General features: G+C 64.8%; 24 protein-coding genes. 11 read left to right on the top strand and 13 right to left on the bottom strand.

All coding sequences use genetic code 11. From position 1 onward, the window contains the following. Positions 1-103: 103 nt before the first annotated feature. The 6 genes from B2U07_RS12970 to B2U07_RS12995 all read right to left on the bottom strand — a co-directional run bounded on the left by B2U07_RS12970 (position 104) and on the right by B2U07_RS12995 (position 6,696). Positions 104-982: a carbohydrate ABC transporter permease gene (locus B2U07_RS12970; protein WP_275547367.1), complete on the bottom strand. Its 879-nt coding sequence runs from the start codon at positions 980-982 to the stop codon at positions 104-106. Further along, positions 975-1,883 (bottom strand): carbohydrate ABC transporter permease, encoded by a 909-nt coding sequence (locus B2U07_RS12975; RefSeq protein WP_197859383.1) that lies wholly within the window; start codon positions 1,881-1,883, stop codon positions 975-977. The genes B2U07_RS12970 and B2U07_RS12975 overlap by 8 nt, the downstream gene beginning before the upstream one ends. 167 nt (positions 1,884-2,050) lie before the next feature. Next, the gene (locus tag B2U07_RS12980) at positions 2,051-3,304 is read right to left on the bottom strand and encodes an ABC transporter substrate-binding protein (protein ID WP_275547368.1); all 1,254 of its coding nucleotides are present in this window, start codon (positions 3,302-3,304) and stop codon (positions 2,051-2,053) included. A gap of 201 nt (positions 3,305-3,505) precedes the next feature. Continuing rightward, positions 3,506-4,954, bottom strand: a complete 1,449-nt coding sequence (locus B2U07_RS12985; protein ID WP_269476149.1) for an ATP-binding protein — start codon at positions 4,952-4,954, stop codon at positions 3,506-3,508. Beyond that, a complete protein-coding gene (locus tag B2U07_RS12990; RefSeq protein ID WP_275547370.1) occupies positions 4,944-5,678 on the bottom strand; it encodes a response regulator in 735 nt (244 codons plus the stop codon). Before B2U07_RS12990 ends, B2U07_RS12985 begins: the two co-directional genes overlap by 11 nt. 55 nt (positions 5,679-5,733) lie before the next feature. After that, positions 5,734-6,696, bottom strand: coding sequence for a glucokinase (locus B2U07_RS12995; RefSeq protein WP_275547371.1), 963 nt, complete (start codon positions 6,694-6,696; stop codon positions 5,734-5,736). 303 nt (positions 6,697-6,999) lie between these two features. On the opposite strand from B2U07_RS12995, the gene ubiM reads away from it, so the two are divergent. After that, the gene (ubiM, locus tag B2U07_RS13000; protein WP_296277112.1) at positions 7,000-8,172 is read left to right on the top strand and encodes a 5-demethoxyubiquinol-8 5-hydroxylase UbiM; all 1,173 of its coding nucleotides are present in this window, start codon (positions 7,000-7,002) and stop codon (positions 8,170-8,172) included. Between the two features lie 33 nt (positions 8,173-8,205). Here the strand turns inward: ubiM and B2U07_RS13005 are convergent, their stop codons facing one another. The 3 genes from B2U07_RS13005 to B2U07_RS13015 form a co-directional block, all read right to left on the bottom strand. Continuing rightward, complete coding sequence (locus B2U07_RS13005) at positions 8,206-8,862, bottom strand: TIGR04211 family SH3 domain-containing protein (protein ID WP_275547373.1); 657 nt, start codon at positions 8,860-8,862, stop codon at positions 8,206-8,208. Positions 8,863-9,087: 225 nt separating this feature from the next. Then, positions 9,088-10,449, bottom strand: a complete 1,362-nt coding sequence (locus B2U07_RS13010; RefSeq protein WP_275547374.1) for a putative bifunctional diguanylate cyclase/phosphodiesterase — start codon at positions 10,447-10,449, stop codon at positions 9,088-9,090. Between the two features lie 60 nt (positions 10,450-10,509). Beyond that, positions 10,510-11,409 carry a LysR family transcriptional regulator gene (locus B2U07_RS13015; RefSeq protein WP_275547375.1) on the bottom strand — a complete coding sequence of 300 codons (900 nt, stop codon included), beginning with the start codon at positions 11,407-11,409 and terminating at the stop codon, positions 10,510-10,512. Between the two features lie 103 nt (positions 11,410-11,512). On the opposite strand from B2U07_RS13015, the gene B2U07_RS13020 reads away from it, so the two are divergent. The 5 genes from B2U07_RS13020 to B2U07_RS13040 all read left to right on the top strand — a co-directional run bounded on the left by B2U07_RS13020 (position 11,513) and on the right by B2U07_RS13040 (position 15,157). Continuing rightward, positions 11,513-12,376, top strand: coding sequence for an MBL fold metallo-hydrolase (locus tag B2U07_RS13020; protein ID WP_275547376.1), 864 nt, complete (start codon positions 11,513-11,515; stop codon positions 12,374-12,376). Further along, entirely contained in the window at positions 12,367-13,065 is a 699-nt protein-coding gene (locus B2U07_RS13025) for an SDR family oxidoreductase (protein WP_275547377.1), read from the top strand. Before B2U07_RS13020 ends, B2U07_RS13025 begins: the two co-directional genes overlap by 10 nt. Positions 13,066-13,417: 352 nt before the next feature. Next, on the top strand, positions 13,418-13,924 hold the full coding sequence (locus B2U07_RS13030; protein WP_275547389.1) for a chalcone isomerase family protein: 507 nt from the start codon (positions 13,418-13,420) through the stop codon (positions 13,922-13,924). 7 nt (positions 13,925-13,931) lie between these two features. Next, positions 13,932-14,462 (top strand): DUF3833 domain-containing protein, encoded by a 531-nt coding sequence (locus B2U07_RS13035; RefSeq protein ID WP_275547378.1) that lies wholly within the window; start codon positions 13,932-13,934, stop codon positions 14,460-14,462. Further along, positions 14,459-15,157: an SDR family NAD(P)-dependent oxidoreductase gene (locus B2U07_RS13040; RefSeq protein WP_275547379.1), complete on the top strand. Its 699-nt coding sequence runs from the start codon at positions 14,459-14,461 to the stop codon at positions 15,155-15,157. Before B2U07_RS13035 ends, B2U07_RS13040 begins: the two co-directional genes overlap by 4 nt. 8 nt (positions 15,158-15,165) lie before the next feature. Here B2U07_RS13040 and B2U07_RS13045 read toward each other — a convergent pair whose 3' ends face one another. After that, a complete protein-coding gene (locus B2U07_RS13045; RefSeq protein ID WP_275547380.1) occupies positions 15,166-15,717 on the bottom strand; it encodes a TetR/AcrR family transcriptional regulator in 552 nt (183 codons plus the stop codon). A 173-nt stretch (positions 15,718-15,890) separates the two neighbouring features. Between B2U07_RS13045 and B2U07_RS13050 the strand changes: the two genes are divergently transcribed. The 4 genes from B2U07_RS13050 (at position 15,891) to B2U07_RS13065 (ending at position 22,315) form a co-directional block, all read left to right on the top strand. Further along, positions 15,891-17,051 carry an efflux RND transporter periplasmic adaptor subunit gene (locus B2U07_RS13050; protein ID WP_275547381.1) on the top strand — a complete coding sequence of 387 codons (1,161 nt, stop codon included), beginning with the start codon at positions 15,891-15,893 and terminating at the stop codon, positions 17,049-17,051. 15 nt (positions 17,052-17,066) lie between these two features. Further along, positions 17,067-20,201, top strand: coding sequence for a multidrug efflux RND transporter permease subunit TMexD (gene tmexD / locus B2U07_RS13055; RefSeq protein WP_275547382.1), 3,135 nt, complete (start codon positions 17,067-17,069; stop codon positions 20,199-20,201). Positions 20,202-20,205: 4 nt separating this feature from the next. Beyond that, the gene (locus tag B2U07_RS13060) at positions 20,206-21,606 is read left to right on the top strand and encodes an efflux transporter outer membrane subunit (protein WP_275547383.1); all 1,401 of its coding nucleotides are present in this window, start codon (positions 20,206-20,208) and stop codon (positions 21,604-21,606) included. Positions 21,607-22,054: 448 nt separating this feature from the next. Then, complete coding sequence (locus B2U07_RS13065) at positions 22,055-22,315, top strand: hypothetical protein (protein WP_275547384.1); 261 nt, start codon at positions 22,055-22,057, stop codon at positions 22,313-22,315. 4 nt (positions 22,316-22,319) lie between these two features. Here the strand turns inward: B2U07_RS13065 and B2U07_RS13070 are convergent, their stop codons facing one another. Next, positions 22,320-22,721: a hypothetical protein gene (locus B2U07_RS13070; protein WP_197859399.1), complete on the bottom strand. Its 402-nt coding sequence runs from the start codon at positions 22,719-22,721 to the stop codon at positions 22,320-22,322. A gap of 117 nt (positions 22,722-22,838) precedes the next feature. Here B2U07_RS13070 and B2U07_RS13075 point away from each other — a divergent pair, with 117 nt between their 5' ends. Continuing rightward, positions 22,839-23,516 (top strand): DUF4197 domain-containing protein, encoded by a 678-nt coding sequence (locus B2U07_RS13075; RefSeq protein ID WP_275547385.1) that lies wholly within the window; start codon positions 22,839-22,841, stop codon positions 23,514-23,516. Between the two features lie 49 nt (positions 23,517-23,565). Here the strand turns inward: B2U07_RS13075 and B2U07_RS13080 are convergent, their stop codons facing one another. Both B2U07_RS13080 and acs read right to left on the bottom strand, forming a co-directional pair. Further along, complete coding sequence (locus B2U07_RS13080; protein WP_275547386.1) at positions 23,566-24,345, bottom strand: EAL domain-containing protein; 780 nt, start codon at positions 24,343-24,345, stop codon at positions 23,566-23,568. Between the two features lie 314 nt (positions 24,346-24,659). Beyond that, a complete protein-coding gene (gene acs, locus B2U07_RS13085) occupies positions 24,660-26,621 on the bottom strand; it encodes an acetate--CoA ligase (RefSeq protein ID WP_275547387.1) in 1,962 nt (653 codons plus the stop codon). Positions 26,622-26,888: the final 267 nt, after the last annotated feature.

The following is a 26,888-nucleotide window of genomic DNA, read 5'->3' on the forward strand; positions in this document are numbered from 1 at the left end:
GCATTACTCGCATTGCTCGCCCATACGGGCCGCCCTAAAGGGCGTTAGCCGCAAGCGGCTTCCGAGCCTGAATCCAACGCAGCATGACCGAGCGCAGTAGCTTTCAACCTTTAACGGCGCCGGCCGTCAGGCCGCGCAGGAAGTACTTACCGGCCAGGACGTAGACCAGCAGGGTGGGCAGGCCGGCGATCATCGCCGCGGCCATGTCGACGTTGTATTCCTTGGCTCCGGTGCTGGTGTTGACCAGGTTGTTCAGCGCCACGGTGATCGGCTGGGTATCGCCGCTGGCGAACACCACGCCGAAGAGGAAATCGTTCCAGATCTGGGTGAACTGCCAGATCAGGCAGACCATGATGGTCGGCACCGACATCGGCAGCAGGATGCGTCCGAAGATGGTGAAGAAGCCGGCGCCATCCAGGCGCGCGGCCCGCACCAGCGCCTCGGGAATGCTCACGTAGAAGTTGCGGAAGAACAGCGTGGTGAAGGCCAGGCCGTAGACCACGTGCACCAGCACCAGGCCTTCGGTGGTATTGGCCAGGCCGAGCTGACCGAGGGTGAAGGACGCCGGCAACAAGATCACCTGGAACGGCAGGAAGCAGCCGAACAGCAGCAGGCCGAAGAACAGCTGCGAACCGCGAAAACGCCACATGGCCAGCACGTAACCGTTCAGCGCGCCGAGCAGCGTGGAGATCAGCACCGCCGGGATGGTGATCTTCACCGAGTTCCAGAAGTAGCCGCCGACACCGTCCCAGGCCTTGAGCCAGCCGATGACCGTGAGTACGTCGGGCCAGGACAGCAGGTTGCCGCTGCGGATGTCGTCCGGTGTCTTGAAGCTGGTCAGCAGCATCACCAGCAGCGGCACCAGGTACACTGCGCAGGCCAGGATCAGGGTGGCGTGGATGGCCAGGCGGCTGAGGCTGAAGGCCCTCACCCGGGATACGGGGCGCGGCGCCAGGCGCGCATCGAGCACGGAATCAGTCATGGCGTTTGCCTCGCAGTTCGGAATACAGATACGGCACCAGGATCGCCAGCACCGCGCCGAGCATCAGCATCGCGCTGGCGGCGCCAAGGCCCATCTGGCCGCGGGTGAAGGTGTGGGCGTACATGAACATCGCCGGCAGGTCGGAGGCGTAGCCGGGGCCGCCGGCGGTCATCGAAGCGACCAGGTCGAAGCTCTTGATGGCGATATGAGCGAGGATCATCAGCGCGCTGAAGAACACCGGGCCCAGGCTCGGCAGGACGATGCGCAGGTAGATGCTCGGCAGGCTAGCACCGTCGACCTGGGCGGCGCGGATGATCGACTGATCGACCCCGCGCAGGCCGGCGAGGAACAGCGCCATGACGAACCCCGAGGACTGCCACACGGCGGCCATCACCAGGCAGTAGACGACACGATCCGGGTCCACCAGCCAATCGAAGCGAAAGCCCTCCCAGCCCCAGTCGCGCAGCAATTTGTCCAGGCCCAGGCCGGGGTTGAGCAGCCACTTCCAGGCGGTGCCGGTGACGATCATCGACAGCGCCATGGGATAGAGAAAGATGGTGCGAATGAAGCCTTCGCGGCGGATGCGCTGGTCCAGCAACACCGCCAGCAGCACGCCGATGGCCAGGCTGATGGCGATGAACAGACCGCCGAAGACCAGTAGGTTCTGGCTCGCCACCCACCAGCGGTCGTTGTCCCACAGACGCGCGTATTGCTGGAGCCCGACGAAGTTGTAGCTGGGCATGAAGCGCGAATTGGTGAACGACAGCAGGAAGGTCCAGCCGATGTAGCCGTAGAAGCCCACCAGCACGATGACCATACTCGGCGCCAGCACCAGCTTGGGCAGCCAGCGTTGCAGGGCATCCAGCGGTGAGGCTTTGGCAGTGACTGCATTTGAAGTCATGGATCACTCCGTCGTTGCGGATTGCGCCGCTGCCATTCCCTACCGTAGGGAAACGCGGCGCGGCCGATCCCGTGACGCATGCATGGACACATGCGCCTGGGATAGAAGGCTTGAAAGCGGCGGGTTACACCCGCCCTAGGGCAGGGCCGCCTAGGCGGCCCGCAGGCTCATTGCACCGCCTGGATCGCTGCCGCCAGTTGCTGGGCAGCGCGCTTGGGGTCGGCCTTGGGGTCGTTGAAGAAGTTGGTCACCACGTCGAACACCGCGCCCTGCACGTAGCTGGATGCGGCCATGCCGTGGGCCAGGCTCGGTTGCAGGCCGCCATCGGCGGCGGCCTCCTTGAAGTCGGCCATGGATTTCTGCGCACAGGCATCGAAGCTGCTCATGTCCTGGTCCATACGCACCGGGATCGAGCCCTTGTTCTGGTTGAAGAACTCCTGGAACTCGTTGCCCATCACCGTGCGCGCCAGGTCTTCCTGAGCCTTGCGATTGTCGGCGTTGGTCAGCTTGAACATGGCCAGCGAGTCGATATTGAAGGCGAAGCTGCCCTGGGTACCCGGGAACGCCAGGCACTCGTAGTCCTTGCCGGCGACCTTGCCGGCTGCGGTCCACTCGCTCTTGGCCCAGTCGCCCATGATCTGCATGCCGGCCTTGCCGTCGATCACCAAACCAGTGGCGCTGTTCCAGTCGCGCCCGGCGGCGTCGGCGTCGATGTAGCCACGCAGCTTCTGCAGGGCAGCGAACACTTCGACCATCTTGTCGCCGGTCAGGGTGTCGCGATCCAGCTCGACGAAGGCCTTGCGAAAACCCTCGGGGCCGAGAATGCTGAAGGCCAGGTCCTCGAACACCGTACCGTCCTGCCAGGGCTGGCCGCCATGGGCGATGGCGATGAAGCCGGCCGCCTTGAGCTTGTCGGCAGCGGCGAAGAATTCGTCGAGGGTGGTCGGCGGCGTGGCACCCGCCTTTTCGAACACCTGCGGGTTGATCCACAACCAGTTGACCCGGTGCACGTTGACCGGCACCGCCACGTAGTCGCCCTGGTACTTCATCACCTCGATCACCTGCGGTGGCAGCAGGTCATCCCACTTCTGCTCGGCAGCGACGTCGTTGAGGTCGGCAAGCAGGCCCAGCTCGCCCCACTCCTGAATATCCGGCCCCTTGATCTGCGCCGCGGCGGGCGGATTGCCGGACACCGCGCGGGTCTTCAGCACGGTCATGGCCGCTTCACCACCACCTCCGGCAACGGCGAAATCCTTCCATTTGTGGCCCTGGGCTTCGACCAGTTTCTGCAGGGTATCGGCGGCGCGCTTTTCACCACCCGAGGTCCACCAGTGCAGCACTTCGACTTCACCGGCAGTAGCGGAAAGGGGCAGCAGGACCGCGACGGAGATGGCACAGGACAGGCGAGAGATCGCTTTCATGGGATGAGACACCTTGTTGTTGTTATTCGCGAGCAAGTCGTGGTGCTTGCATTGCGAACGAGTCTACCCAGGCCCCACTGCGGCGGGGGTAACAAAGGGTATTGGATGGTCACCGGGCTGTTACAAAGCGGCCCGGGCAGGTTACATGAGGCACCGCGCCGCGGATTCTGCGGTCCAGCGCGAGGGCTCACGAGCGGAAATTCAACGGGATTGGCGCGGTAGCCAGAGGGTGACACGCAGCCCTCCATCTCGCAGATTGCGCAGGCTCAGTTCGCCGCCATGGCTGTGCGCCAGGTTGCGTGCGATGCCGAGCCCCATGCCGTAGCCCTGCTGCTGGCTGGCCAGGCGAAAGTGCGGCTCGAACACCTGCTCGAGCTTCTGCTCAGGCACACCCGGGCCCTCATCATCGACATGCAGGACGAAGGCTTCGTCATCGTCCTCAATGTGCAGATGCGCACGCTCGCCATACTTCAGAGCGTTGTCCAGCAGGTTGCCGATACAACGACGCAAGGCCAGCGGCTTGCCCGGATAGACAGCCCGTGCGGCACCATCGAGGGTCACCCGTCCCGTGCCGAGATAGGGCTCGATCAGCCCATGCAGCAGATGATTGAGGTCGACCGGCGCGATGTTCTCGTGGATGTCGGTGTCCTTCACGCATTGCAGTGCGCCCTTGACCAGCAGCTCCAGGTCGTCCAGGTCGCGCCCGAACTTGCTCTGCAGGCTCTCGTCGTCGAGCAGTTCGACACGCAGGCGCAGCCGCGTGATCGGCGTGCGCAGGTCGTGGGAGATCGCGCTGAACAGCTGGCTGCGCTCGGTGAGGTAACGGCTGATGCGCTCGCGCATGGCGTTGAAGGCACGCGCCACTTCGACCACCTCGCGGCCACCACCTTCGGCTACCGGCTCCACTTCCGCCCCCAGCGACAGGTGCCGTGCGGTGCGCGCCAGGCGCTTGAGTGGGCGACTCTGCAGGTGCACCAGCAAGCCGATGAATACCAGCAGGAAAACACTGGTCAGGAGGATGAACCACAGCTGCTGGGAGGGCAGGAAAGGTTCCTCCAGGTTGGTGTAGGGCTCGGGCAGCAGCGAGGCGATGTACAGCCATTCCCCCGGGGCCAGCTGGATCTGCGTCACCAGCACCGGCGGGTTGAGCGGCTCCAGGGTCAGCGCATAGTGCGCCCAGGATCGCGGCAGCTCGTCGAGCTTCAGGCCGCCGTTGAAGATCAGCAGATCATCCGGCCTGACGAAGGTCACCGAGATGTCGGCAGCGCTGCCCAGTGCCTGACGCAGCACCTCGGTCACCGTCTCGGTCACCGCCTGCTTGCGCGGCGTGGGCGGTAGCAGCTTCATCTGCAACGGACGGTCGTTGAGGCTGACCACGAAGCGCGTGCCGCCCATGCTGCGCAACTGGTCGAGCACCAGCGGCCGGTAATTCACCGGCAGGGAACGGAAGTAACGCACGCTGGCCGACATCGAGTGAGCCAGGCTGCGCGCCGTGGTCACCAGGCCTTCGAGTTGGGTGGCACGCAACTGCGACAGCCAGATGGCGCTGGACAGCGTCTGCGCCGCAAGTATCGCCAACAGGGTGAGCAACAGCATGCGCCCGAGCAGCGAACGCGGCAGCGGCAACCAGCGCCTTGGCTCAACGGCCATCGCCGGCCTGCACGCTGACGGTCGCCGCCAGCTGATAGCCGCTACCGCGCACGGTACGGATCAGCCGCGGCGGCTTGTCGGTATCACGCAGGCGCTGGCGCAGGCGGCTCACCGCCATGTCGACGATGCGCTCCAGCGGCATCACCTCGCGGCCACGAGTGGCGTTGCCGATGGTGTCGCGGTCGAGGATCTGCTGCGGATGATCGAGAAACAGCTTGAGCAGAGCGAAGTCGGCACCGGAGAGGATCACCTCCTCGCCGTCGCGATGAAACAGGCGGTGGCTGACCATGTCCAGGCGCCAGTCATCGAATGCCAGCACCTCGCCGCTGCGCTCCTGGGTGAATTGGGCACGCCGCAGCAACGCCTTGATTCGTGCCAGCAGTTCGCGCGGGCTGAACGGTTTGCCGAGGTAGTCGTCGGCGCCCAGCTCCAGGCCGATCACCCGGTCGGCCTCGTCGGAGCTGGCGGTGAGCATGATGATCGGCACCTGGGCGAAGCGCTGGTGTTCGCGCACCCAGCGGCACAGGCTGAAGCCGTCCTCGTCGGGCAACATCACATCGAGAATCACCAGGTCGGCCGACTCCGCACACAGGCCTTGGCGAAAGGCGCCACCGTCGGCGACGGCGCGCACCTGAAAGCCGACGCGGCTCAGGTAGGTCTCGAGCAGTTCACGTATTTCCTGGTCGTCATCGACCAGCAGAATCGACTTGCCGGGCTGGCTCATGGTCCGCCGTCCTTGTTGTATTCATGCCGCAATGCAGGCCTGGTCGGTGCAGGTTCTAACCGGCCTCGACCCTCTGTTGCAAGGCCACGCCCGCGCCGGTCAGACCGGGATATTCGGCCGTCACCAGCCACACCGGGATGCCGTCAAAGTAATCGCTCATGCGGCCCTTGTCGCTGAAGCTCTTGGCAAAACCGCTGGTGAGAAAACGCTCGGCAAAACGTGGTACCACGCCGCCGACGATGTAGACCCCGCCACGCGCGCCCAGCGTCAGCACATTGTTGCCGGCCACGCGCCCGAGCCAGCAACTGAACTGCTCCAGTACCTCGGCGGCGACGGGCTCGCCCGCCAGGCCGGCAGTCGTGATCGCAGCCGGCGTATCGTGTTGCAGTGGCTGGCCGTCCAGCTCGCAGATGGCGCGGTATAGCGCCAGCAAGCCATTGCCGCTTAGCACGTCTTCGGCCCTTACGTGTCCCAGTTGCCGATGGAGTATCTGCCACAGCTCGGCTTCTCGCGGGCTGCCAATGGGCAGGTCGACGTGCCCGCCCTCCCCCGGCAACACCAGCCAGCGGCCGTCGGCCTGCTCCAGCAGCGTACCGACGCCCAGACCGGTACCGGCGCCAATCACCAGCACCGGCCGCTCTGCCTGCGCCCGGCCCTCGCACACCGGTATCCGCTCGTGCTCGGCCAGGCGGGTCATGCCCAGCGACATGGCGAAGAAATCGTTGATCATCAGCAGCTCGTCGACCTGCAACGCCTGGCAGAAGGCGGTGCGATCGATGCGCCAATGGTTGTTGGTGAAGCGAAACAGGTCACCGCTGACCGGGCCGGCGCAGGCCAGACACACCGAGCCTATCGCCCCCAGCGGCAGGCCCTGGGCCTGCAGATAGGCCATGATGGCCTGCTCCGGCCCGGGAAAATCGGCGGTCGCCAGGACCTGTACCGCCTCCAGATGATCGTCACGCCACAGGGCGAAGCGTGCGTTGGTTCCGCCGATGTCGCCGACCAGCGCTAGTTTCACGTGAATGCCTCCATGACGAGGACGCATCGCGCACAGGCTATCTCGGAAGCGTGAGGGGGCATGCTATCGACTCCAACTCGGATTATTTTTGTAGTTCATACAACGCGCATCACAGTAATCCCGAAAATTACGCCGATCAACCTGGCCAAAGTAGTAATAACAACAATATTCGACAGAGAACCACGGCGGCGTGAATCGCGCCGAGGATGGCGCATTCCACCTTCGGCATGACCCCGGACAATAGTTGCAAGCCCCCTGCCGCCTAGACTCGAGCCTTCCCGAGTTCGCCTGGAGAGCTGCAGCATGTCACCCGATATCGTCATCGTCGGCGCAGGCCCGGCCGGCCTTTGCCTGGCTCGTGCCCTATCCGGAAAGGGTCTGTCCATTGTCGTGCTGGAGCGACAGGCCGAACAGGCATTAGCCGAACCTGCCTTCGACGGCCGCGAAATCGCCCTCACCCACGGCTCGCAAGCCCTGCTCGAACGCCTCGGCCTGTGGGCACGCCTGCCCAGCGAAGACGTTGCCGAGCTGCGCGATGCCCAGGTGTTCAACGGGCCCTCGCTGTTCGCCCTGAAGATACGCGCCGAACAGGCCGGCGCCGAGCGACTCGGCCATCTGGTGGCCAACCAGGCCATTCGCCGCGCCGCCTATCAGGCGCTGAGCGAATGCGCCGATGTGCAACTGCTGTGTGAAACCAGCGTGCGCGCCATCGAGCAAGGCGAGAATGAGGTGAAACTGGTGCTGCAGGACGGCCAGGTGTTGCAACCACGCCTGCTGGTCGCCGCCGACAGCCGCTTCTCCGAGACGCGCCGCCAGCTCGGCATCGGCGCGCAACTCAAGGACTTCGGCAAGACCATGCTGGTGTGCCGCATGCAGCACGAACAGGACCATCAGCAGGTAGCCTGGGAATGGTTCGGCTATGGCCAGACCCTGGCCCTGCTGCCACTCAATGGCCAGCAATCGTCGATGGTGCTGACCCTGCCGCCGCGCGAAATAGAACGCCTGCAGAAACTCGACGAAGCGATTTTCACCCGCGAGATGGAAAAGCGCTTCGATCGCCGCCTGGGCGCCATGCAACTGGTCAGCAGCCGCCACGCCTATCCGCTGGTGGGCGCCTACGCACGGCGCATGGCCGGCAACCGCTGCGCCCTGCTCGGCGATGCCGCCGTGGGCATGCACCCGGTCACCGCACACGGCTTCAATTTCGGCCTGATCGGCGTACAACTGCTCAGCGACGCGCTGCTCGACGCACATGGCAAACGCCAGGACATCGGTGCGACTGCGCCACTGGCGCGCTACGAGCGCCAGCTGCGCCTGGCCACCTGGCCGTTGTACCAGGCCACCAACCTGCTGGTGGAGCTGTACACCAACGATCGCCTGCCCGCTCGCCTGCTACGCGGCGCAGGTCTGCGCGTGGCTCAGGGCCTGCTGCCGCTGAAGAAGGGCATCGCCCGGCACCTGACGGCCCGCGCCTGAGGTCCCAGGCCGCAGGACATCAAAGGTGAAAGATCACACCCACTGATCGTTACGCTTGCGCCGCACGCGCAACATGGTAGGCAGGATCAGGCCGAGCAGCAGCCCGGCGCCGGCGATGCTGCCGCCATAGGCCATGTAGCGCATCAGCGCCTGTTGTTGCTCGTTGCCCAACTGCGCCTGGGCATCACGCAGTTGCGAGCGGGTGGTGGTCAGCTCGGCATCCAGCGCACCGCGGGCGGCCTGCAGCTCGTCGATCAGCGTTTTGCGCGAATCCATGGTTTCCTGCATGCCCTGCACGCGGACCTTCCAAGCATCGTCGATGCCCTTGAGCTCGGCGCTGAGGTCAGCGACCTTCTGCTCCAGTTGCGGCAGGCGCTCGGCCTGGCCGGGCACCGACTGCAGGTCGCGACTGGGGATCCAGACCGTGTTGCCGCTTTCGCTGCGTACCTGGCTGTAGTCGCCCTGAGTACGCACCAGCTCCACTTTCTCCCCGGAGGTCAGGGTGCCAACGATGCGATAGCCATCGGTGGGGCCGCTGCGCACATAGGTGTTGAGGCTGTCGCTGACCCAGCGCTGGTTGCCAGTCGCTTCTTCGGCCAAGGCCGGTTGTGCGCCGCCGAGCAGGCCGCCGAGCAGCAGGCAGGCACCGAGGATGCGGGGTTGGAGTGGAGCATGACGAGATAAAAACATGGGGCGATCTTCACGTGGCAGTCAGACGAACCCGGCGAACGGGATGAACGTGCCGGCCACGCGCTCAAAAGCTCAAGCATGATCCAGACAGAATCCGCGACGAAGCGCCACGCTAGCGGCCAATAGCCATCTACTCCTGCCGGTACGGGCCGACAGCAGACAGACATTGCACCGTTGCTTCGAGTTCATTCGAAGCGGGCGATGAGGGATGGACGGAACGCCGGCTCAGGCATTGTGTTGCTGCACGAAGGCGCAAAAATCCGCCAGTGGCATCGGCCGACCGAACAGATAGCCCTGGTAGCGAAAACAGCCGTTATCCGCCAGAAAGCGCCGCTGCGCCTCGGTTTCTACACCTTCGGCGATCACCGTCATGCCCATGCTCTGGCCGAGGGCGATCACGGTGCGCACGATGGTTTCGCTGTTGGCGTCGGTGAGCACGTCACAGATGAAGGAGCGGTCGATCTTCAGCTTGCTCAAAGGCAAACGCTTGAGGTGGCTGAGCGAGGAAAAACCGGTACCAAAGTCATCCAGGGAGAAGCGCACCCCCTGCTCGACCAGCGCCGTCATCTTGCGGGTCAGATCTTCCATGTCGCGGACGATCAGCGTCTCAGTCAGCTCCAGTTCCAGACGCTGGGCATCGATGCCGTGGCGCTCGATCAGGCCGAGTATCTCGGCAACGAAACTGGCCTGGCCGAACTGTTTCTGGCTGATGTTCACCGCCAGGCTCAGATCGCGAAACAGCGGATCATCCTGCCACTGCCGCAGGCGTGCGGCCGTCTGCTCCAGCACCCACTGGCCGATGGGGATGATCAGGCCGGTGTTCTCGGCGTGGTCGATGAACTCGCCGGGAGCCAGCAGCCCGCGTTGCGGGTGCTGCCAGCGAATCAGCAACTCGGCGCCCGTCACGCGGCCACTGTCATCGAGTTGCGGCTGGTAATACAGCACGAACTGCTGCTCACGCACCGCCGCACGCAGGTCGCGATCCAGCTCCGAGCGCTCGGCCGTGTCGGTTTGCAGGATATGCAGCAGCACGAAGAACAGCCCCATGGCCACCAGTCCCTGCAACCAGGAGCCGATCAGCCGTACATCGTCCGGCAAGGCGTAGAGGTCGGTGGGCCGCCAATTGGAAGCTGCCAGCGCGACGAACAGCAGCAGGCTGAGCAGGGAGACGCCGTAGCGCAGCCTTAACGGCTCGTCGCGAAAGGCCATCAACGCGCCCACCGCGACCGGTAGCAGATACAGATGTGTGGCCCGCGGCGCCACGAGCGTAGGCGGGTCGAGCAGCAGCGTCGAGGCGACGACGATCAGGATCAGCGCCCCGAACAGGATCAGGTTGGCCGCACGGGCACGGTTGCGCAGGGTCAGCGCGAACACGGCGAGGCCACTGAGGACGATGACGATGTCCATCACCACGATGGCCCAATAGCCGCGGGAGGCGAAGAACAGCCCCCACAGCACGCCCATCACCACCATGACCATGCTCGCCAGCATGCGCATGCGGCGTTCGCGCCGCTGTCCGACCAGGGCCAGATCTGCTGCATGCCAGAGTTGGCGAACGCGTTTGCCGAAGGTCGAGAGTGCTGGCATGGAAAAATCCTTGTCCGTTCTCTCTCATTCTCGAAGACGGCTGGCCAAATGCAAGCCGCTTCAATGTCGCCAATGCGCGTCGCTGGCCAGCCGCTCGGCAATGAAATCCAGCAGCAGACGCATGGCCGGCAGCATCTGCCTGCGCGTGCCGTATAGCGCATGGATGCCCAGTTGCGGCGGCTGGTAATCCGCCAACAGATGCACCAGGCGACCTTCGCGCAACAGCGCATCCACCGAATAGAGCGGCTGCAGACTGATGCCGGCACCCGCCAGGGTGGCCTCCAGCAGCACCATCGATTCGTTGGCGCTGAGGCTGCCGGACACCGAAACCGCGCTGGCCTCGCCCTGGTGCTCGAATTCCCACAGGCTGCGACCGAAGTAGGCGTAGGCCAGACAGTTGTGCCGGGCCAGGTCCTCCGGGCGCTGCGGTGTGCCGTGCCGCGCCAGATAATCCGGGCTGGCGCAAACCACCGAGCGACACACGGCCAGACGCCGGGCGATCAGATTCGGGTCGAGCTGGTTGGTGATGCGCAGTGCCAGGTCGATACGGGCCTCCACCAGGTTGACCGCTTCGCTGCCCACCAACAGATCGACGCTGACCCGCGGATAGCGCTCGGTGAATGCCCGCAGCGCGTGTACCAACCAGGCCTGGGCGAAGGACTGGCTGCAGGTGATGCGCAAGGTACCGCGCGGATTCTCGTCCAGAGACTGGCCGAGGGCCTGCATGCGCTCGGCCAGGACCATCATCTCGCGGCATTGCGGCAGCATCTGCTCGCCGGCAGCGGTCAGGCTCAGACGCCGCGTACTGCGGTGCAGCAGACGTACGCCAGCCCAGCGCTCCAGTTCGGCGAGATAACGCGAGACCATCGCCCGCGACATGTCCAGGGCCTCGGCCGCAGTGGTCTGACTGCCACGTTCCAGTACCTCGACGAAAACCCGTGCCGCTGTCAGTCGATCCAAGATGATTCGCTCGATTCACGCAATGAACATGGCCAGCTTACGAGGCTTTTCGCTCGCTAGATAGCGCATAGGATGCGCGACTCTTATCTACCCGGAGATCGCCATGTCGTTCGTCACTCGCTTCATCGCCGGCCTCGGCCTGCTAGCCGCAACCGGCACCGCCCTCGCCCAGCCGCTGACCCTGGAAACCTACAACCCGCGCGACGCCGCCGTGTTCCCGGTCACCTCGACCCTGATCAGCGGCGAGAAGGACGCGATCTTGATCGACGCGCAGTTCTCCAACCGCGAGGCACAGGAACTGGTCGAACGCATCCAGGCCAGCGGCAAGCGTCTGACAACTATCTTCATCAGCCATGGCGATCCGGACTACTACTTCGGCCTGGACGTGCTGACCCGCGCCTTTCCTGACGCCAAGGTGCTGGCCACCCCGGCCACGATCGCCCATATCGAGGAAACCCGTGCTCCCAAACTCGCCTACTGGGGACCGATCCTGAAAGACAGCGCGCCGGCCCGTACCCTGGTGCCCGAAGCGCTGCAAGGTAACCTGCTGGAGCTCGAAGGCCAGCGCATCGAAGTGGTCGGCCACGACGCACACGCCACCAGCCTGTGGATTCCCAGCATCAAGGCGGTGGTCGGCGGCATACTGACGAGCGCCAATATCCACGTCTGGGTGGCCGACTCGCAAACTGCCGAAGCGCGCAAGAGCTGGCTGAAGTCGCTGGACGAGCTCGAAGCCCTGCAACCGACCACTCTGGTGCCGGGCCACTACCTGGGCGAGCCGGCGATGAACCTGACCGACCTGCACTTCACCCGCGATTACCTTTTGGCGCTGGAAGAGGAACTGCCTAAAGCGAAGGACAGCCAGGCCCTGATCGCGGCCATGAAGGCGCGTTATCCTGACCTACAGGATGAAAGCAGCCTGGAACTGAGCGCCAAAGTCCTCAAAGGTGAAATGCAATGGCCATGAAACGCCAGATTCTGATCTGTGGCGCATCACGCGGGCTTGGCCTCGGCCTGGTGCGCGCCTTTCTCGAAGGCGGCTGGCAGGTGCATGCAGTGGTGCGCGAGGTGCGCCCCGCCAGCCCGCTGGAGGCACTGCGCGCCCAGTACGCCGATGCCCTGCAGATAATCACCTGTGACCTCAACTCCCTGGATGCCCATTGCCCCATCGAAGCGGCCCTGCAGGGCCAGCGCCTGGATTGCGCCCTGTTCAATGCCGGGATCTACGGCCCCGGCCATCAGGACCCGCGCCAGACCGAGTTCGATGACATCGGCCAGCTGTTCCTGGCCAATGCCGTGGCGCCGATTCGCCTGGCCCAGCAATTGGCCGAGCATGTGATCGACGGCGGCGTGATCGCCTTTATGAGTTCGCAGATGGCCAGCGTGGAGCTGGCACGCGCAGCCGACATGCCGCTGTATGGCGCCAGCAAGGCAGCGCTGAACAGCCTGTTGCGCAGCTGGCAGATGCAACTGCCGCAGTTGCCCTGGAGCCTGCTGGCCCTGCACCCCGGCTGGGTGCGCACCGACATGGGCGGCGATGCCGCGCCCTTGAGTGTGGAACAGAGCGCCAGCGGCCTGTGCCAGGTGATCAACCGGCAACTGGGACAACGGCAGTGCGCCTTTCTCGACTACCAGGGCCATTCGCTGCCCTGGTGATCCGCCCGCCCATCCGCAGCGCTCTGATCTTCAGGGCGCTGCTGCCCCTCCTTTCGTCCGCTACCCGAAAGCAAACATGTACAGGAACTGTACAAAGTAAATTTATGTACATATATTCATCGACAACTTGGTCTGTATGACGTTGGGCGCCCACTCATCCGGCGCACATCGGCAAACCACCCGACACACTGCGCAATCCGGCAACGCCCATCTCCCCCTTTCTGGTTGCCGGATCTTTTTATTCGGGGCCCGTGCCGCCGGGCATACGCACAATGGCTGGACGCGGCCATCGCCAGCCGGCTCAGAGGGAACGACCATGGTGGCCCTGCTTCGCCCCCTGCTTCCGGCGCTGATGCTGCTTGCGCTGCTCAGCCTGCCAGCAGTGGCCAACACCCAGAACGGCTGGCGTGAACGGCTGCCGCAGGCCAGTCTGGTCGGCAGTGGTGATTTCAGCTGGTTCGGCTTCTCCGTGTACAACGCCAAGCTGTGGAGCCCGGAGCGGCGCGTCGACTTCCAGCAGCCCTTCGCGCTGGAGCTGACTTATCGCCGCAGCATCAGCCGGGAAACCCTGGTCGGCACCAGCCTCGATGAGATTCGCCGCATCAACGGCCAGCCACTGGACCCCGAGCAACAGGACGACTGGACGCAGCAGATGCGCCAGGCTTTCGTCGATGTGCAGGACGGCACGCGCATCACCGGCCTGTTCCTACCCGACGAGGGCTGCCGGTTCTATGTAGACGGCAAGCTGCAGCATGTCATCGACGACCCCGAATTCGCCCGCGCCTTCTTTTCCATCTGGCTCGACCCGCAAACCCGCAGCCCCAAGCTGCGGGCGGCGTTGCTCGGCCTCAACCGCTGAGGTTCCCATGAGACTAATGCTGATCCTACTGAGCAGCCTGCTGCTGACCAGCTGCGGCCAGGTCCCGGTCGAGCGTTACGCCAACGAGCGGCCGACACTCGATCTGCCCACCTTCTTCTCCGGCCCGGTACAGGCCTGGGGCATGTTTCAGGACCGCTCCGGTGAAGTGATCAAGCGCTTCCAGGTCGACATCGACAGCCGCCGCGAGGGCGACAAGCTGATCCTCGACGAGCGCTTCCTGTACAGCGACGGCACCCGCCAGCGCCGGGTCTGGACGCTGACCCCGGACGGCCCGGGCCGCTGGACAGGCACGGCCGACGATGTGGTCGGGCAGGCCGTCGGCGAGGTGGCCGGCAATGCCCTGCGCTGGCGTTATCACCTGAACCTGCCGGTGGATGACAGCACCTACGTGGTCTACCTTGACGACTGGATGTACCTGATGGACGACGACACCCTGATCAATCGTTCGAGCATGAGCAAGTTCGGCATCGAGCTGGGGCAGATCACCCTGTTCTTCCGCCGCGGCGCCCAGCCATGAGACTCAACAGCCTGGGCACCGGCTACCGGGCGCTGGTGATCGGCGCCAGTGGTGCCATCGGCCAGGCGTTCTGCCAGCTTCTGCGCGCCGACGACAACTGTGCCGGTGTACGAGAGCTGAGCCGCAGCAGCTCGCCAGCGCTCGACCTGGAAACCCCCGCCAGCATCGCCGAAGCGGCAGCGGCGCTGGCCGATGAAGCGCCCTACCAGCTGATTCTGCATGCTGCCGGGCTACTGCATCGCGACGGGATCGCCCCGGAAAAGAGCCTGGCCGCCATAGAGGCCGACGCCCTGCAGGCGGTGTTCCAGGTCAACGCGCTGGGCCCGGCGCTGGTGCTGCGTCACTTCCTGCCCCTGCTCGACAAACAGGGCGCCATGGCAATGCTCTCGGCCAAGGTTGGCAGCATCGGCGACAACCGTCTCGGTGGCTGGTACGCCTATCGCGCCTCCAAGGCCGCGCTGAACATGCTGATCAAGACCGCCGCCATCGAACTGGCACGCAGCAAACCCGGAGCGCGCCTGCTCAGCCTGCATCCCGGCACGGTGATTTCGCCGCTATCGCACCCCTTTCGCGGCGCCGCCGCTGCACGCCCGGCCGAGCAAGCAGCAGCCGAGATACTGCGCGTGATCGACAGCCTCGGCCCCGAACACAGCGGCAGCTTCCACGCCTACGACGGGCAGCCTCTGCCCTGGTGACAGACCTATCAGGGCTTCGGCTGACCGGCGCCCTTGAGGAAGAACTGCTCCAGTACGGCCAGCGAGCGCGCGCTGGCGGCACGGCCCCGGCGCTCGGCATCGACCACCCCATAGACCAGCGAGACGAACAGCTCGGTGAGCAGTTCGGCGGTGATATCGATGCGCAAAAAACCCTCCTGCTGGCAACGCAGGAAGAAGCTGTCCAGTGCGTCGGTGTAGGCGATCCAGCGCGCGCCGTCCTTGTCCGGATCGAGGCTGTCGGGGCGATACTGGAAAATCATGAACACCAGCAGCTCGCGATGCCTGAGATGGTTCTCGATCAGGCTGCGCAGCGCCTGCCCGACCTCGGCGCCCTGCAGATCGGCCTCTTCGATCACCTGGCTGAGCGCCGCCTGGCTATGGTTCATCAGGCGTTCGATCAGGGCATCGCGCGTGCCACAGAAACGGTGCAGGGTGGCCTTGCTCACACCCGCAGCTTCGGCCAGCTCCTTCAGCGTCGCGCGTGGACGATCGACGAGGGCGACGGCCAGCGCCTTGAGCAGTTTTTCGTCATTGGACATCGAAGCCCTCCCGGTTAGGCAGCGCGCATTGTGCAGAAAGAGCCCCCATTTTCAACAGGGGAATACAAATTTGCTCACAGTAGACCCGAATGAGTCAATATTGACTCAATTTAAGCAAGGCACGATTATTCGCGCCTTCGAGGACAAATGGATCTGAATTCCAGGTGACAGGCATGAGCAGGATTCGCGGGCGTTACGTTTTTTCAATGGTCACCCTTCTGGCAGCAATCGGCCTCGCTGGCTGCGGTCAGCAAGAGCAGGAAAGCGGTGAGGCGCCGCCCCGCGAAGTCGACGTGCTGACCGTCAGGACCGAACCCTTTACCGTCGTCGCCGAACTGCCGGGGCGCATCGAGCCGGTGCGCGTAGCCGAAGTGCGTGCGCGGGTCGCCGGCATCGTGCTCAAGCGCACCTTCGAGGAAGGCACCGACGTCAAGGCTGGCGACCTGCTGTTCCAGATCGACCCGGCGCCCTTCAAGGCAGCCCTGTCGCGCGCCCAGGGCGAACTGGCCCGCGCCGAGGCACAGCTGTTCCAGGCACAGGCCACGGTCAAGCGCTACGAGCCGCTGGTGAAAATCGACGCCGTCAGCCAGCAGGATTTCGACGCAGCCAAGGCCGCGCTGCAAAGCGCCCAGGCCGACAAGCGCTCGGCACAGGCCAACGTGGAAACCGCGCGTCTGGATCTCGGCTATGCCCAAGTTCGCGCGCCGATTGCCGGGCGCATCGGTCGCGCTCAGGTCACCGAGGGAGCGCTGGTTGGCCAGGGCGAAGCCACCCTGCTCGCCCGCATCCATCAGCTCGATCCGGTCTATGCCGACTTCACCCAGCCAGCCGCCGACGCTTTGCGCCTGCGCGCAGCCATCGCCGAAGGCAAGGTATCCGGCGCAGGCGACCAGCCGCTGGCGCTGCGCGTCGACGGCACCGATATCGAGAGCAAGGGCACCCTGCTGTTCACCGACATTTCGGTGGACCGCAGTACCGGGCAGATCGCGTTGCGCGGCCGCTTCGACAACCCGCAGGGCGTGCTGCTGCCGGGCATGTATGTACGCGTGCTGACGCCGCAGGGGCTTAACCAGAACGCCATCCTGGTGCCGCAGCGCGCGGTGCAGCGTGCCGCCGACGGCCAGGCCAGCATGATGCTGCTCGGCGAAGACGACACCGTCGAGGTTCGCCAGGTCACCACCGGTGCCATGCACGGCTCGCGCTGGCAGATCACCGAAGGCCTCGAGGCCGGCGACAAGGTGATCGTCAGCTCCCTGGCGGCGATCCGTCCGGGCAGCAAGGTCGCTCCACGCGAAGAAGACGCCGCCACCGCACCTCAATCCCAGGCGCAGTAAGCCGGAGAGAACCTCATGTCCCTGTTTTTCATCCGGCGCCCCAACTTCGCTTGGGTCGTCGCCCTGTTCATCTCGCTGGCCGGCCTGCTGGCCATCCCGTTTCTGCCGGTGGCGCAGTACCCCAACGTGGCACCACCGCAGATCACCGTGACCGCCACCTACCCCGGCGCCTCGGCGCAGGTGCTGACCGACTCGGTGACCAGCGTCATCGAGGAAGAACTCAACGGCGCGAAGAATCTGCTGTATTTCGAGTCCACCAGCAACGCCAACGGCATTGCCGAGATCACCGTCACCTTCCAGCCGGGCACCGACCCGGAACTGGCCCAGGTCGACGTGCAGAACCGCCTGAAGAAGGCCGAGGCGCGCATGCCGCAAGCGGTGCTCACCCTGGGCATCCAGACCGAGCAGGCCACCGCGGGCTTCCTGCTGATTTACGCGCTGAGCTACAAGGATGGCGGCAAGGACGACAACACCACGGCACTGGCCGACTACGCCGCGCGCAACATCAACAATGAAATCCGCCGGGTGCCCGGCGTCGGCAAGCTGCAGTTCTTCGCCTCCGAAGCGGCCATGCGCGTGTGGATCGATCCGCAGAAGCTGGTCGGCTTCGGGCTGTCCATCGATGACGTGAACAACGCCATCCGCGCACAGAATATCCAGGTGCCGGCCGGCGCCTTCGGCAGCACGCCGGGTTCCAGCGAACAGGAGTTGACCGCGACCCTGGCGGTCAAGGGCACTTTGGACAACCCCGAGGAATTCGCCGCCATCGTGCTGCGCGCCAACCGAGACGGCTCGCGCCTGACCCTGGGCGACGTGGCACGCATCGAGGTCGGCAGCCAGGACTACAACTTCGGCTCGCGCCAGGACGGCAAGCCGGCCGTCGCCGCCGCCGTGCAGCTGTCGCCGGGGGCCAACGCGATCCAGACCGCCGAGGCGGTCAAACAGCGCCTCAACGAACTGTCGGTGAACTTCCCGGACAACGTCGAGTTCTCGGTGCCCTACGACACCTCGCGCTTCGTCGACGTGGCCATCGACAAGGTCATCATGACCCTGGTCGAGGCCATGGTGCTGGTGTTCCTGGTGATGTTCCTGTTCCTGCAGAACGTGCGCTACACACTGATCCCGTCCATCGTCGTGCCGGTGTGCCTGCTGGGTACGCTGACCTTCATGTACCTGCTGGGCTTCTCGGTGAACATGATGACCATGTTCGGCATGGTCCTGGCCATCGGCATCCTGGTGGACGATGCCATTGTGGTGGTGGAGAACGTCGAGCGGATCATGGCCGAGGAAGGCCTGGCGCCGGTGCCGGCGACCATCAAGGCGATGGGCCAGGTGTCCGGAGCGATCATCGGCATCACCCTGGTGCTGTCAGCGGTGTTCCTGCCACTGGCGTTCATGTCCGGCTCGGTGGGTGTGATCTATCAGCAGTTCTCGCTGTCGCTGGCGGTGTCGATCCTGTTCTCGGGTTTCCTCGCGCTGACCTTCACCCCGGCGCTGTGCGCCACCCTGCTCAAGCCGATTGCCGACGGCCATCATGAAAAGCGCGGCTTCTTCGGCTGGTTCAACCGCAAGTTCACCGGGCTCACCGGGCGCTACACGAAACTCAACGGCACGCTGGTGCCGCGTGCTGGACGCGTGATGTTCATCTACCTGGGCATCGTGGTGCTGATGGGCTTCTTCTACCTGCGCCTGCCGGAATCCTTCGTGCCGGTGGAAGACCAGGGCTACATGATCGTCGACATCCAGCTGCCGCCGGGCGCGACCCGCGAGCGCACCTCGGCAGCCGGCGAGGAACTGGAGGAATTCTTGATGGGCCGCGAAGCCATCGAGACCTCCTTTCTGGTACTCGGCTTCAGCTTCTCCGGCATGGGCGAGAACGCCGCCATCGCCTTCCCGCTGCTTAAGGACTGGTCGGAGCGTGACGCCACCCAATCACCAGAGGCCGAATCGGCTGCAGTGAACGAGCACTTCGCCAACCTCGACGACGGCGCCATGATGGCCGTGCCGCCACCGCCGATCGAGGGCCTGGGCAACTCCGGCGGCTTCGCCCTGCGCCTGCAGGATCGCGCCGGCCTTGGCCGCGAGGCGTTGCTCGCCGCCCGCGACGAGGTGCTGGGCAAGGTCAACGGCAATCCGAAGTTCCTCTACGCGATGATGGAAGGCCTGGCCGAGGCCCCCCAGTTGCGCCTGGTAATCGACCGGGAGCAGGCGCGCACCCTCGGTGTCAGCTTCGAGTCGGTCAGCAGTGCGCTGTCCACCGCCTTCGGCTCCTCGGTGATCAACGACTTCTCCAATGCCGGCCGCCAGCAGCGCGTGGTGGTACAAGCCGAACAGGCAGAACGGATGACGCCGGAGAGCGTGCTCAAGCTGCACGTGCCCAACGACAGCGGCGGCCTGGTGCCGCTCAGCGCCTTCGTCACCACTCTATGGGAAGAAGGCCCGGTGCAGATCGCCCGTTACAACGGCTATCCGTCTATCCGCATTGCCGGTGACGCCGCGCCGGGCGTCAGCACCGGCGAAGCCATGGCCGAACTGGAGCGCATCGCCGCCGAACTGCCGGAAGGCATCGGTTACGAATGGACCGGCCTGTCCTATCAGGAGCGGGTCGCCAGCGGCCAGGCCGTGATGCTCTTCGCCTTGGCCATCACCGTGGTGTTTCTGCTGCTGGTGGCGCTCTACGAGAGCTGGGCGATCCCGCTGACGGTGATGCTGATCGTGCCGGTCGGCGCCCTTGGCGCGGTGCTGGCGGTGACCGCCATCGGCCTGCCCAATGACGTGTACTTCAAGGTCGGCCTGATCACCGTGATCGGCCTGGCGGCGAAGAACGCCATCCTGATCGTCGAGTTCGCCAAGGACCTGTGGGAGGACGGCTACTCGCTGCGCGAGGCTGCCATCGAAGCCGCGCGCCTGCGTTTCCGTCCGATCATCATGACCTCCATGGCCTTCATGCTCGGCGTGGTGCCGCTGGCTATCGCCACCGGCGCCGGCGCCGCCAGCCAGCGCGCGCTGGGCACCGGGGTACTGGGCGGAATGCTCAGCGCAACCATGCTTGGGGTGATCTTCGTGCCGATCTTCTTCGTCTGGGTGCTGTCGCTGCTGCGTACCAAACCTCAGCAAACCGACAACCATCCCCTGCACAAAGCGGAGTAACGCGATGACCTCTCACCTCATGCTGCGCCCCGCTCTGCTGACCCTGGCCATCGCCCTCGGTGGCTGCTCCCTGGCGCCGACCTACGAGCGGCCAGAGGCGCCGGTCGCCGCTAGCTGGCAGGAGGCCGATGCGAATGGCGCCAGTGCCCAGGCGCTGGACTGGCAGACCTTCATCGTCGACGCCGACCTGCGCCGTGCGGTGGACACTGCGCTGAACAACAACCGCAGCCTGCGCCAGGCGCTGCTGGATATCGAGGCGGCACGCGCGCAGTACCGCATCCAGCGCGCCGACCGCCTGCCGTCGATCAACGCCAACGCCAGCGGCAATCGCCAGCGCCTGCCGGCCGACCAGTCGCAGACCGGGCGCTCGGAAGTCACCAGCGTCTACCAGGTCGGCCTGGGCCTGGCCGAATACGAAGTCGACCTGTTCGGCCGCGTGCGCAATCTGTCCGAGGCGGCGCTGGAAACCTACCTGGCCACCGAGCAGGCGACCCGCGCCACGCAGATCAGCCTGATTGCCGAAGTGATCCAGGCCTACCTGACCCGCGATGGCGCACTACGGCGCAAGGCGCTGGTGGAACAGACCCTGGATAGCCGCCTGGCCTCGCTGGAGCTGGTCAGCAGACGCCGCGAAGCCGGCACCGCGACGGCGCTGGATTATCAGGAGGCCCTGGGCCTGGCCGAGCAGGCCAGGGCCGAACGCGAGAGCACCGAGCGCCAGCTACGCCAGGCGGACAACGCCCTGGTGCTGCTGCTCGGCACCCCTGATGCCGGAGGACTGCTGCCATCGGCGCCGCATGACGAGCTGATGCTGCTGCAGGACATCGCCCCCGGCACCAGCTCGGAGCTGATCGAACGGCGCCCGGACATTCTCGCCAGCGAGCACCGCCTCAAGGCACGCAATGCCGATATCGGCGCGGCCCGTGCAGCGTTCTTTCCACGCATCAGCCTGACCGGTTCGCTGGGCAGCTCAAGCACCGAACTGTCCGGCCTGTTCGAGGGTGGCTCGCGGGCCTGGAGCTTTGCCCCGACGCTGTCGCTGCCGATCTTCGCCGGCGGCCGCAACCGCGCCAATCTGGATCTTGCCGAGGTGCGCCAGGATGCAGGCGTGGCCGACTACGAAGGCACCATCCAGACCGCCTTCCGCGAAGTCGCTGACGCCCTCGCCGCCACCGATACGCTACGCCGTGAAGAAGCGGCGCGGCGTGCCCTGGCCGAGTCCAGCCGAGCGGCCGAAGCCCTTGCCGAAGCCCGCTACAAGGGCGGTGTGGATGATCATCTGCGCTACCTGGATGCCCAGCGCAGCAGCTTCAACGACCAGAACACGCTGATTCGGATCAGTACCGACCGCCAGTTGGCGCTGGCCGACCTGTTCAGGGCACTGGGCGGCGGCTGGCAGCGCTAACCTGCCCGCCCGCCACGAACGACAACGCCACGCATAAGCGTGGCGTTGTCGTTTACGTAGGCTCAGTACTTGCCAATGGCTTGAAGAACCCACCGCCGCAGCCGCAGCAATATTCACGGCACACAGGCCTGGGGCGCGCAGAAACGAAATACGGCCCCGGACTCCTCCCCCGCAAAACCCTTGGACGCTCCTGCAAAGGCCACTTTTCCGGGCGGCGAATAAACTCGCACCTCGCTGATTGCTACAGCGTCAATGGCGCAGCAAACGGCAGGACGCCGCACGTATGGCGACAGCAAGCCAAGGCGTGCACATCATCGAAGCCGTGGTGCCTGCCAAGCGGTTCCACGAACCGACTTCACCAAGTCCAGCCAGCGCCTGCGCATCGTTCAATGAGTGATGCCGTGGCACCAGCCTGCTCGTCCAACCCTCGCACGGAGAATGAATCCGCATGATCTGCAACAGATCGGCCCCGCTCACCATCAAGCCCGCGCCCCTGAACAACAGGCGCAGCACCCTGCCGCGCAGCGAAATCGCCGCCAGGCGCAACGAACCCTGCCAACACCAGGCGACCGCTGAGTACCAGGCCGCCCGCCTCGGCAAACTGCTCAAGAGCCAGCCGGGCCAGACGCAAACCGAGATAGCCAACAGGCTGCTGCAGGAACTGGTCGAGGCTTATCGCCTGGCCCTGCAAAAAGCCAGGGAGGGTTGATCCGTCACAGCGCGCTGAATAGATCATTGGCGTCGAGCAGGCGCCAGGCGATTTCTGGCCTTCTTTCCATGGCCCGGCGGATCGCCGCCGGAATGCTCTGCCGCGTTTTGCGGCACAACCCCGGATGCGCGTCGAAGCGCATATGGATGCCACGCATGCTGCGCACCTCGCCATACGCCGGCTCGATGTACAGGCGAATACCCAGCTGCTCGTACATGCGCTGCTGCATGCGCTCGAGATCATCCAGGCTCTGCAGGTTCTCCAGGCGTTCGAGCAGGCGCTGCTCCTCCTGACGGGTCAGCAGCAGGACGCGCGTGTCGGCACCCGGCCTGTCCAGCAGCTCGTCGCGCTGGCAGTCGCAGGCACCCGGTGGGCAGGGATTACGCAAGGGCAATGGTGAATTCATGGCCCTGATCATAGCCATAGCCATGCGCGCTGCCCATCCACGCCTATCGCCTGGCTTGTCAGGGCCGCAGACTCCGTTAAGCTCACGGCATTTTTCCCCCGATGCAAGGAATACCCCATGCTGCGCCTGTCCACGCTCGTCGCCGGCCTGCTGCTCTCGGCCAACGTCTTCGCCCTGTCCCTCTCCGACCTGAGCCAGCAGGACGCCAGCGGCGGCCTCAAGGATGCGCTGATCCAGGGTGCCCAGGTCGCCGTCAAGCAACTCGGCGCGCCGGGCGGTTTCAGCAATAACCCGGACGTGCGCATCGAGCTGCCGGGCAAACTCGGCAAGGCCGCCAAGACCATGAAGATGATGGGCATGGGCGCCCAGGTCGACCAGCTCGAAGCGAGCATGAACAAGGCCGCCGAAGCAGCCGTGCCGCAAGCACAGGCGCTGCTGGTCGACGCCGTTAAGAAGATGACCGTGGCCGATGCCAAGGCGATTCTCGGCGGCCCGCAGGATTCGGCCACGCAGTACCTGAACAAGAGCAGCCGCGAGCAGATCCGCGCCAAGTTCCTGCCCATCGTCAAGCAGGCCACCGACCAGGTGGGGCTGGCTCAGCAATACAACGCCTTCGCCGGCCAGGCCGCCAGCTTCGGTGTGGTCGATGCCAAGAGCAGCACGGTGGAAAGCTACGTCACCGAACAGGCCCTCGATGGCCTCTTCGAGATGATCGCCAAGCAGGAAGCCAATATCCGCCAGAACCCGGCCGCGGCTGCCACCGGCCTGGCGAAGAAGGTGTTTGGCGCGCTCTAAAACACTGGCCAGCAAGACACGACGCCCCGATCTGATCGGGGCGTTTTCGTCAGGGCAGGCAGAGCCTGTCGACCTGCGGTCTGGCGAAGAAGAAGCCCTGCATGTAGCGGATGCCCAGATCGAGCAGGGCATCGCGCTCCCCCGCGCTTTCGATGCCTTCGGCGATGATCCGGATGCCCAGGCGCTGGGCCACCAGCACGATACCGGCGACGATGGCCTGCCGTACCCGGTCCTGATCGATGCCGCGGGTCAGCGCCATATCCAGCTTGAGCACCTGGGGCTGGAATTCTGCCAACAGGTTGAGCCCTGAATAACCGGCGCCAAAATCATCGATGGCGGTGGTGAACCCCTGCCTCCCGTACTCGGCGAAGATCCGCTTGAGGTGTTCGGCATCATGGATCTGCTCGCCCTCGGCCACTTCGAACATCAGCCGCTCGTGGGGAAAGCCACAACGTCTGGCGGCCTCCAGCGTCGCACGAATGCAGGTTTCGGCTCGGTAAACCGCGTTCGGCAGGAAGTTGATGCTGAGCAGACAGTCGGGAAGTTCGAGCAGCCCCAGGCTCGTTGCCTGTTCGATGGCCTTGACCCGGCACGCCTGGTCGAACCGATAGCGGTTGCCGTCGTTGACCCAGCTCAGCACCTCGCCGGCCGACTCGCCCGCGACGCCACGCACCAGAGCCTCGTAGGCGAAGGGCTGTTGCGCCTGGACATCGACAATCAGCTGGAACGCCATGATGAAGTCGAAGCCGAGCGCATCGAGGTTGCGACATTCGTTACAGCCAAGCGCCTTGAAGGGTTGAGGAAAAATGCTGGGGCTGTCGCTGTTCATGGCAAATCCTGATCGGGGGGGCGAAGACTACATGAAATCGAGGCCACAGACTGGCCGAGCCGGCGCTCCTTGACTGACGCAATACACCTGCTAGCACGCAGCGCATCGCGAATGTCACGACGAAACGACACTGCTAAAGACCACACGAAACCCGTTTCGTCGCAGTCCCGTGCAATCGAAACGACAGCCCACGGCAGCCTAACCAGGATCGACGCTTATCGACTTGCCCCTGCGGCGGGCGCTGGCCGCGCGCACAAATGAAAAACCCCGCCGGGCTTTTGGCCGGGCGGGGTTTTAGAAGGTGCCGTTACCGATCAGGCGCAGGCGGCTTGCATCTGGCGATGCGTGTCGATGAGGTGCTGCACCACGCCAGGATCGGCCAGCGTGGAGATATCGCCGAGGGAATCGTATTCGGCGGTGGCGATCTTGCGCAGGATGCGGCGCATGATCTTGCCCGAGCGGGTCTTCGGCAGGCCAGGCGCCCATTGGATCACGTCCGGCGTGGCTATCGGGCCAATCTCCTTGCGCACCCAGTTACGCAGTTCCTGACGCAGCTGCTCGGAAGATTCCTCGCCGGCGTTGAGGGTCACGTAGACGTAGATGCCCTGCCCCTTGATATCGTGCGGCACACCGACTACCGCGGCCTCGGCCACTTTCGGGTGGGCGACCATGGCGCTCTCGACCTCGGCAGTGCCCATGCGGTGGCCGGAAACGTTGAGCACGTCGTCGACGCGACCGGTAATCCACCAGTAGCCATCTTCGTCGCGACGCGCGCCGTCACCGGTGAAGTACATACCCTTGAAGGTCTTGAAGTAGGTATCGACGAAACGGTCATGGTCGCCATACAGGCTGCGCGCCTGGCCCGGCCAGGAATCGATGATCACCAGGTTGCCTTCGGCCGGCCCTTCGATGATGTTGCCCAGGTTGTCCACCAGCGCCGGCTGTACGCCGAAGAAAGGACGCGCGGCGGAACCCGGCTTCATTGGGTGAGCGCCCGGCAGCGGAGTCATCAGGCAGGCACCGGTTTCTGTCTGCCACCAGGTGTCGACGATCGGGCAACGGCTCTGGCCGACGTTCTCGTAGTACCACTGCCAGGCTTCCGGGTTGATCGGCTCGCCGACCGAACCGAGCAGGCGCAGGCTGGAGCCATCGGCGCCGTCGACCGCGGCCTTGCCCTCGGCCATCATGGCGCGGATGGCGGTCGGAGCGGTGTAGAGGATGTTGACCTTGTGCTTGTCGATGATCTTCGCTACGCGGGTGACGTCCGGGTAGTTCGGCACCCCTTCGAACATCACGGTGGTGGCGCCGTTGGCCAGCGGCCCGTAGATCAGGTAGGTGTGGCCGGTGACCCAGCCGATGTCGGCGGTGCACCAGAAGACTTCGCCCGGGCGGTAGTCGAATACGCGCTCATGGGTCAGCGACGCGTAGGTCAGGTAGCCGCCGGTGGTGTGCAGCACGCCTTTCGGCTTGCCGGTGGAACCGGAGGTGTAGAGGATGAACAGCGCTTCCTCGGCGCCCATTTCCTTCGGCGCGCAGACACTGCCGGCCACCTTCATCAGGTCTTCGTACCAGATGTCGCGGTGCTGGTTCCACTTGATCTGGCCGCCAGTGCGGTTGACCACGATGATCTTCTGCACGCTGTTGGTTTCAGGGTTGGTCAGCGCATCGTCGACGTTGGCCTTCAGCGGCACCTTCTTGCCACCACGCACGCCTTCGTCGGCAGTGATCACCACCTTGGACTTGCAGTCGATGATGCGACCGGCCAGCGCCTCCGGAGAGAAGCCGCCGAACACCACCGAGTGGATGGCGCCGATGCGGGCGCAGGCCAGCATGGCCACTGCCGCTTCGGGAATCATCGGCATGTAGATGGTCACCACGTCGCCGCGGTGAATGTCCTGACCGCGCAGGGCGTTGGCGAGCTTGCACACCTGCTCGTGCAGCTCGCGGTAGGTGATTTCCTTGTGCTCGGACGGATCGTCGCCTTCCCAGATGATCGCGACCTGATCACCACGCTCTTCCAGGTGACGGTCGAGGCAGTTGTAGGAGACGTTTAGGGTGCCATCGGCGTACCACTTGATGTCGACGTGATGGTCGTCGAAGGAGGTCTGCTTGACCTTGGTGTAGGGCTTGATCCAGTCGATCCGCTTGCCCTGCTCGCGCCAGAAACCCTCGGGGTTGACCACCGACTGTTGGTACATGGCCTTGTAGGTGGCCTCGTCGGTGAGGGTCCGAGCGGCCACCTCGGGACGCACAGGGTAAAGAGACGCAGCACTCATGGAATCACCTCGGCGGGTAGTTGTTTTTGTATGGTGCCTTTTGTATCCCCCGACCCTTCGTGAGGCCATTCGACCATGGTCTTACCGCTCTAAGACCATGGTCTTGAACCAGTTTCCGGCACATGCCCAGCCAAATCGGCAGCGCCAGGGATATGTCGCGGCGCATGGACAAAAAAAGCCCGGCACAAGGCCGGGCGCAGAGGTAGACGCGGGATCGACGGTTGCCCTAGCTCATGCCCAGCCAGTTCGGCAGGGCCATGGACACGG

It is taken from the genome of Pseudomonas sp. UBA7530 (genome assembly GCF_002479365.1).
In the GTDB taxonomy this organism is placed as follows: domain Bacteria; phylum Pseudomonadota; class Gammaproteobacteria; order Pseudomonadales; family Pseudomonadaceae; genus Aquipseudomonas.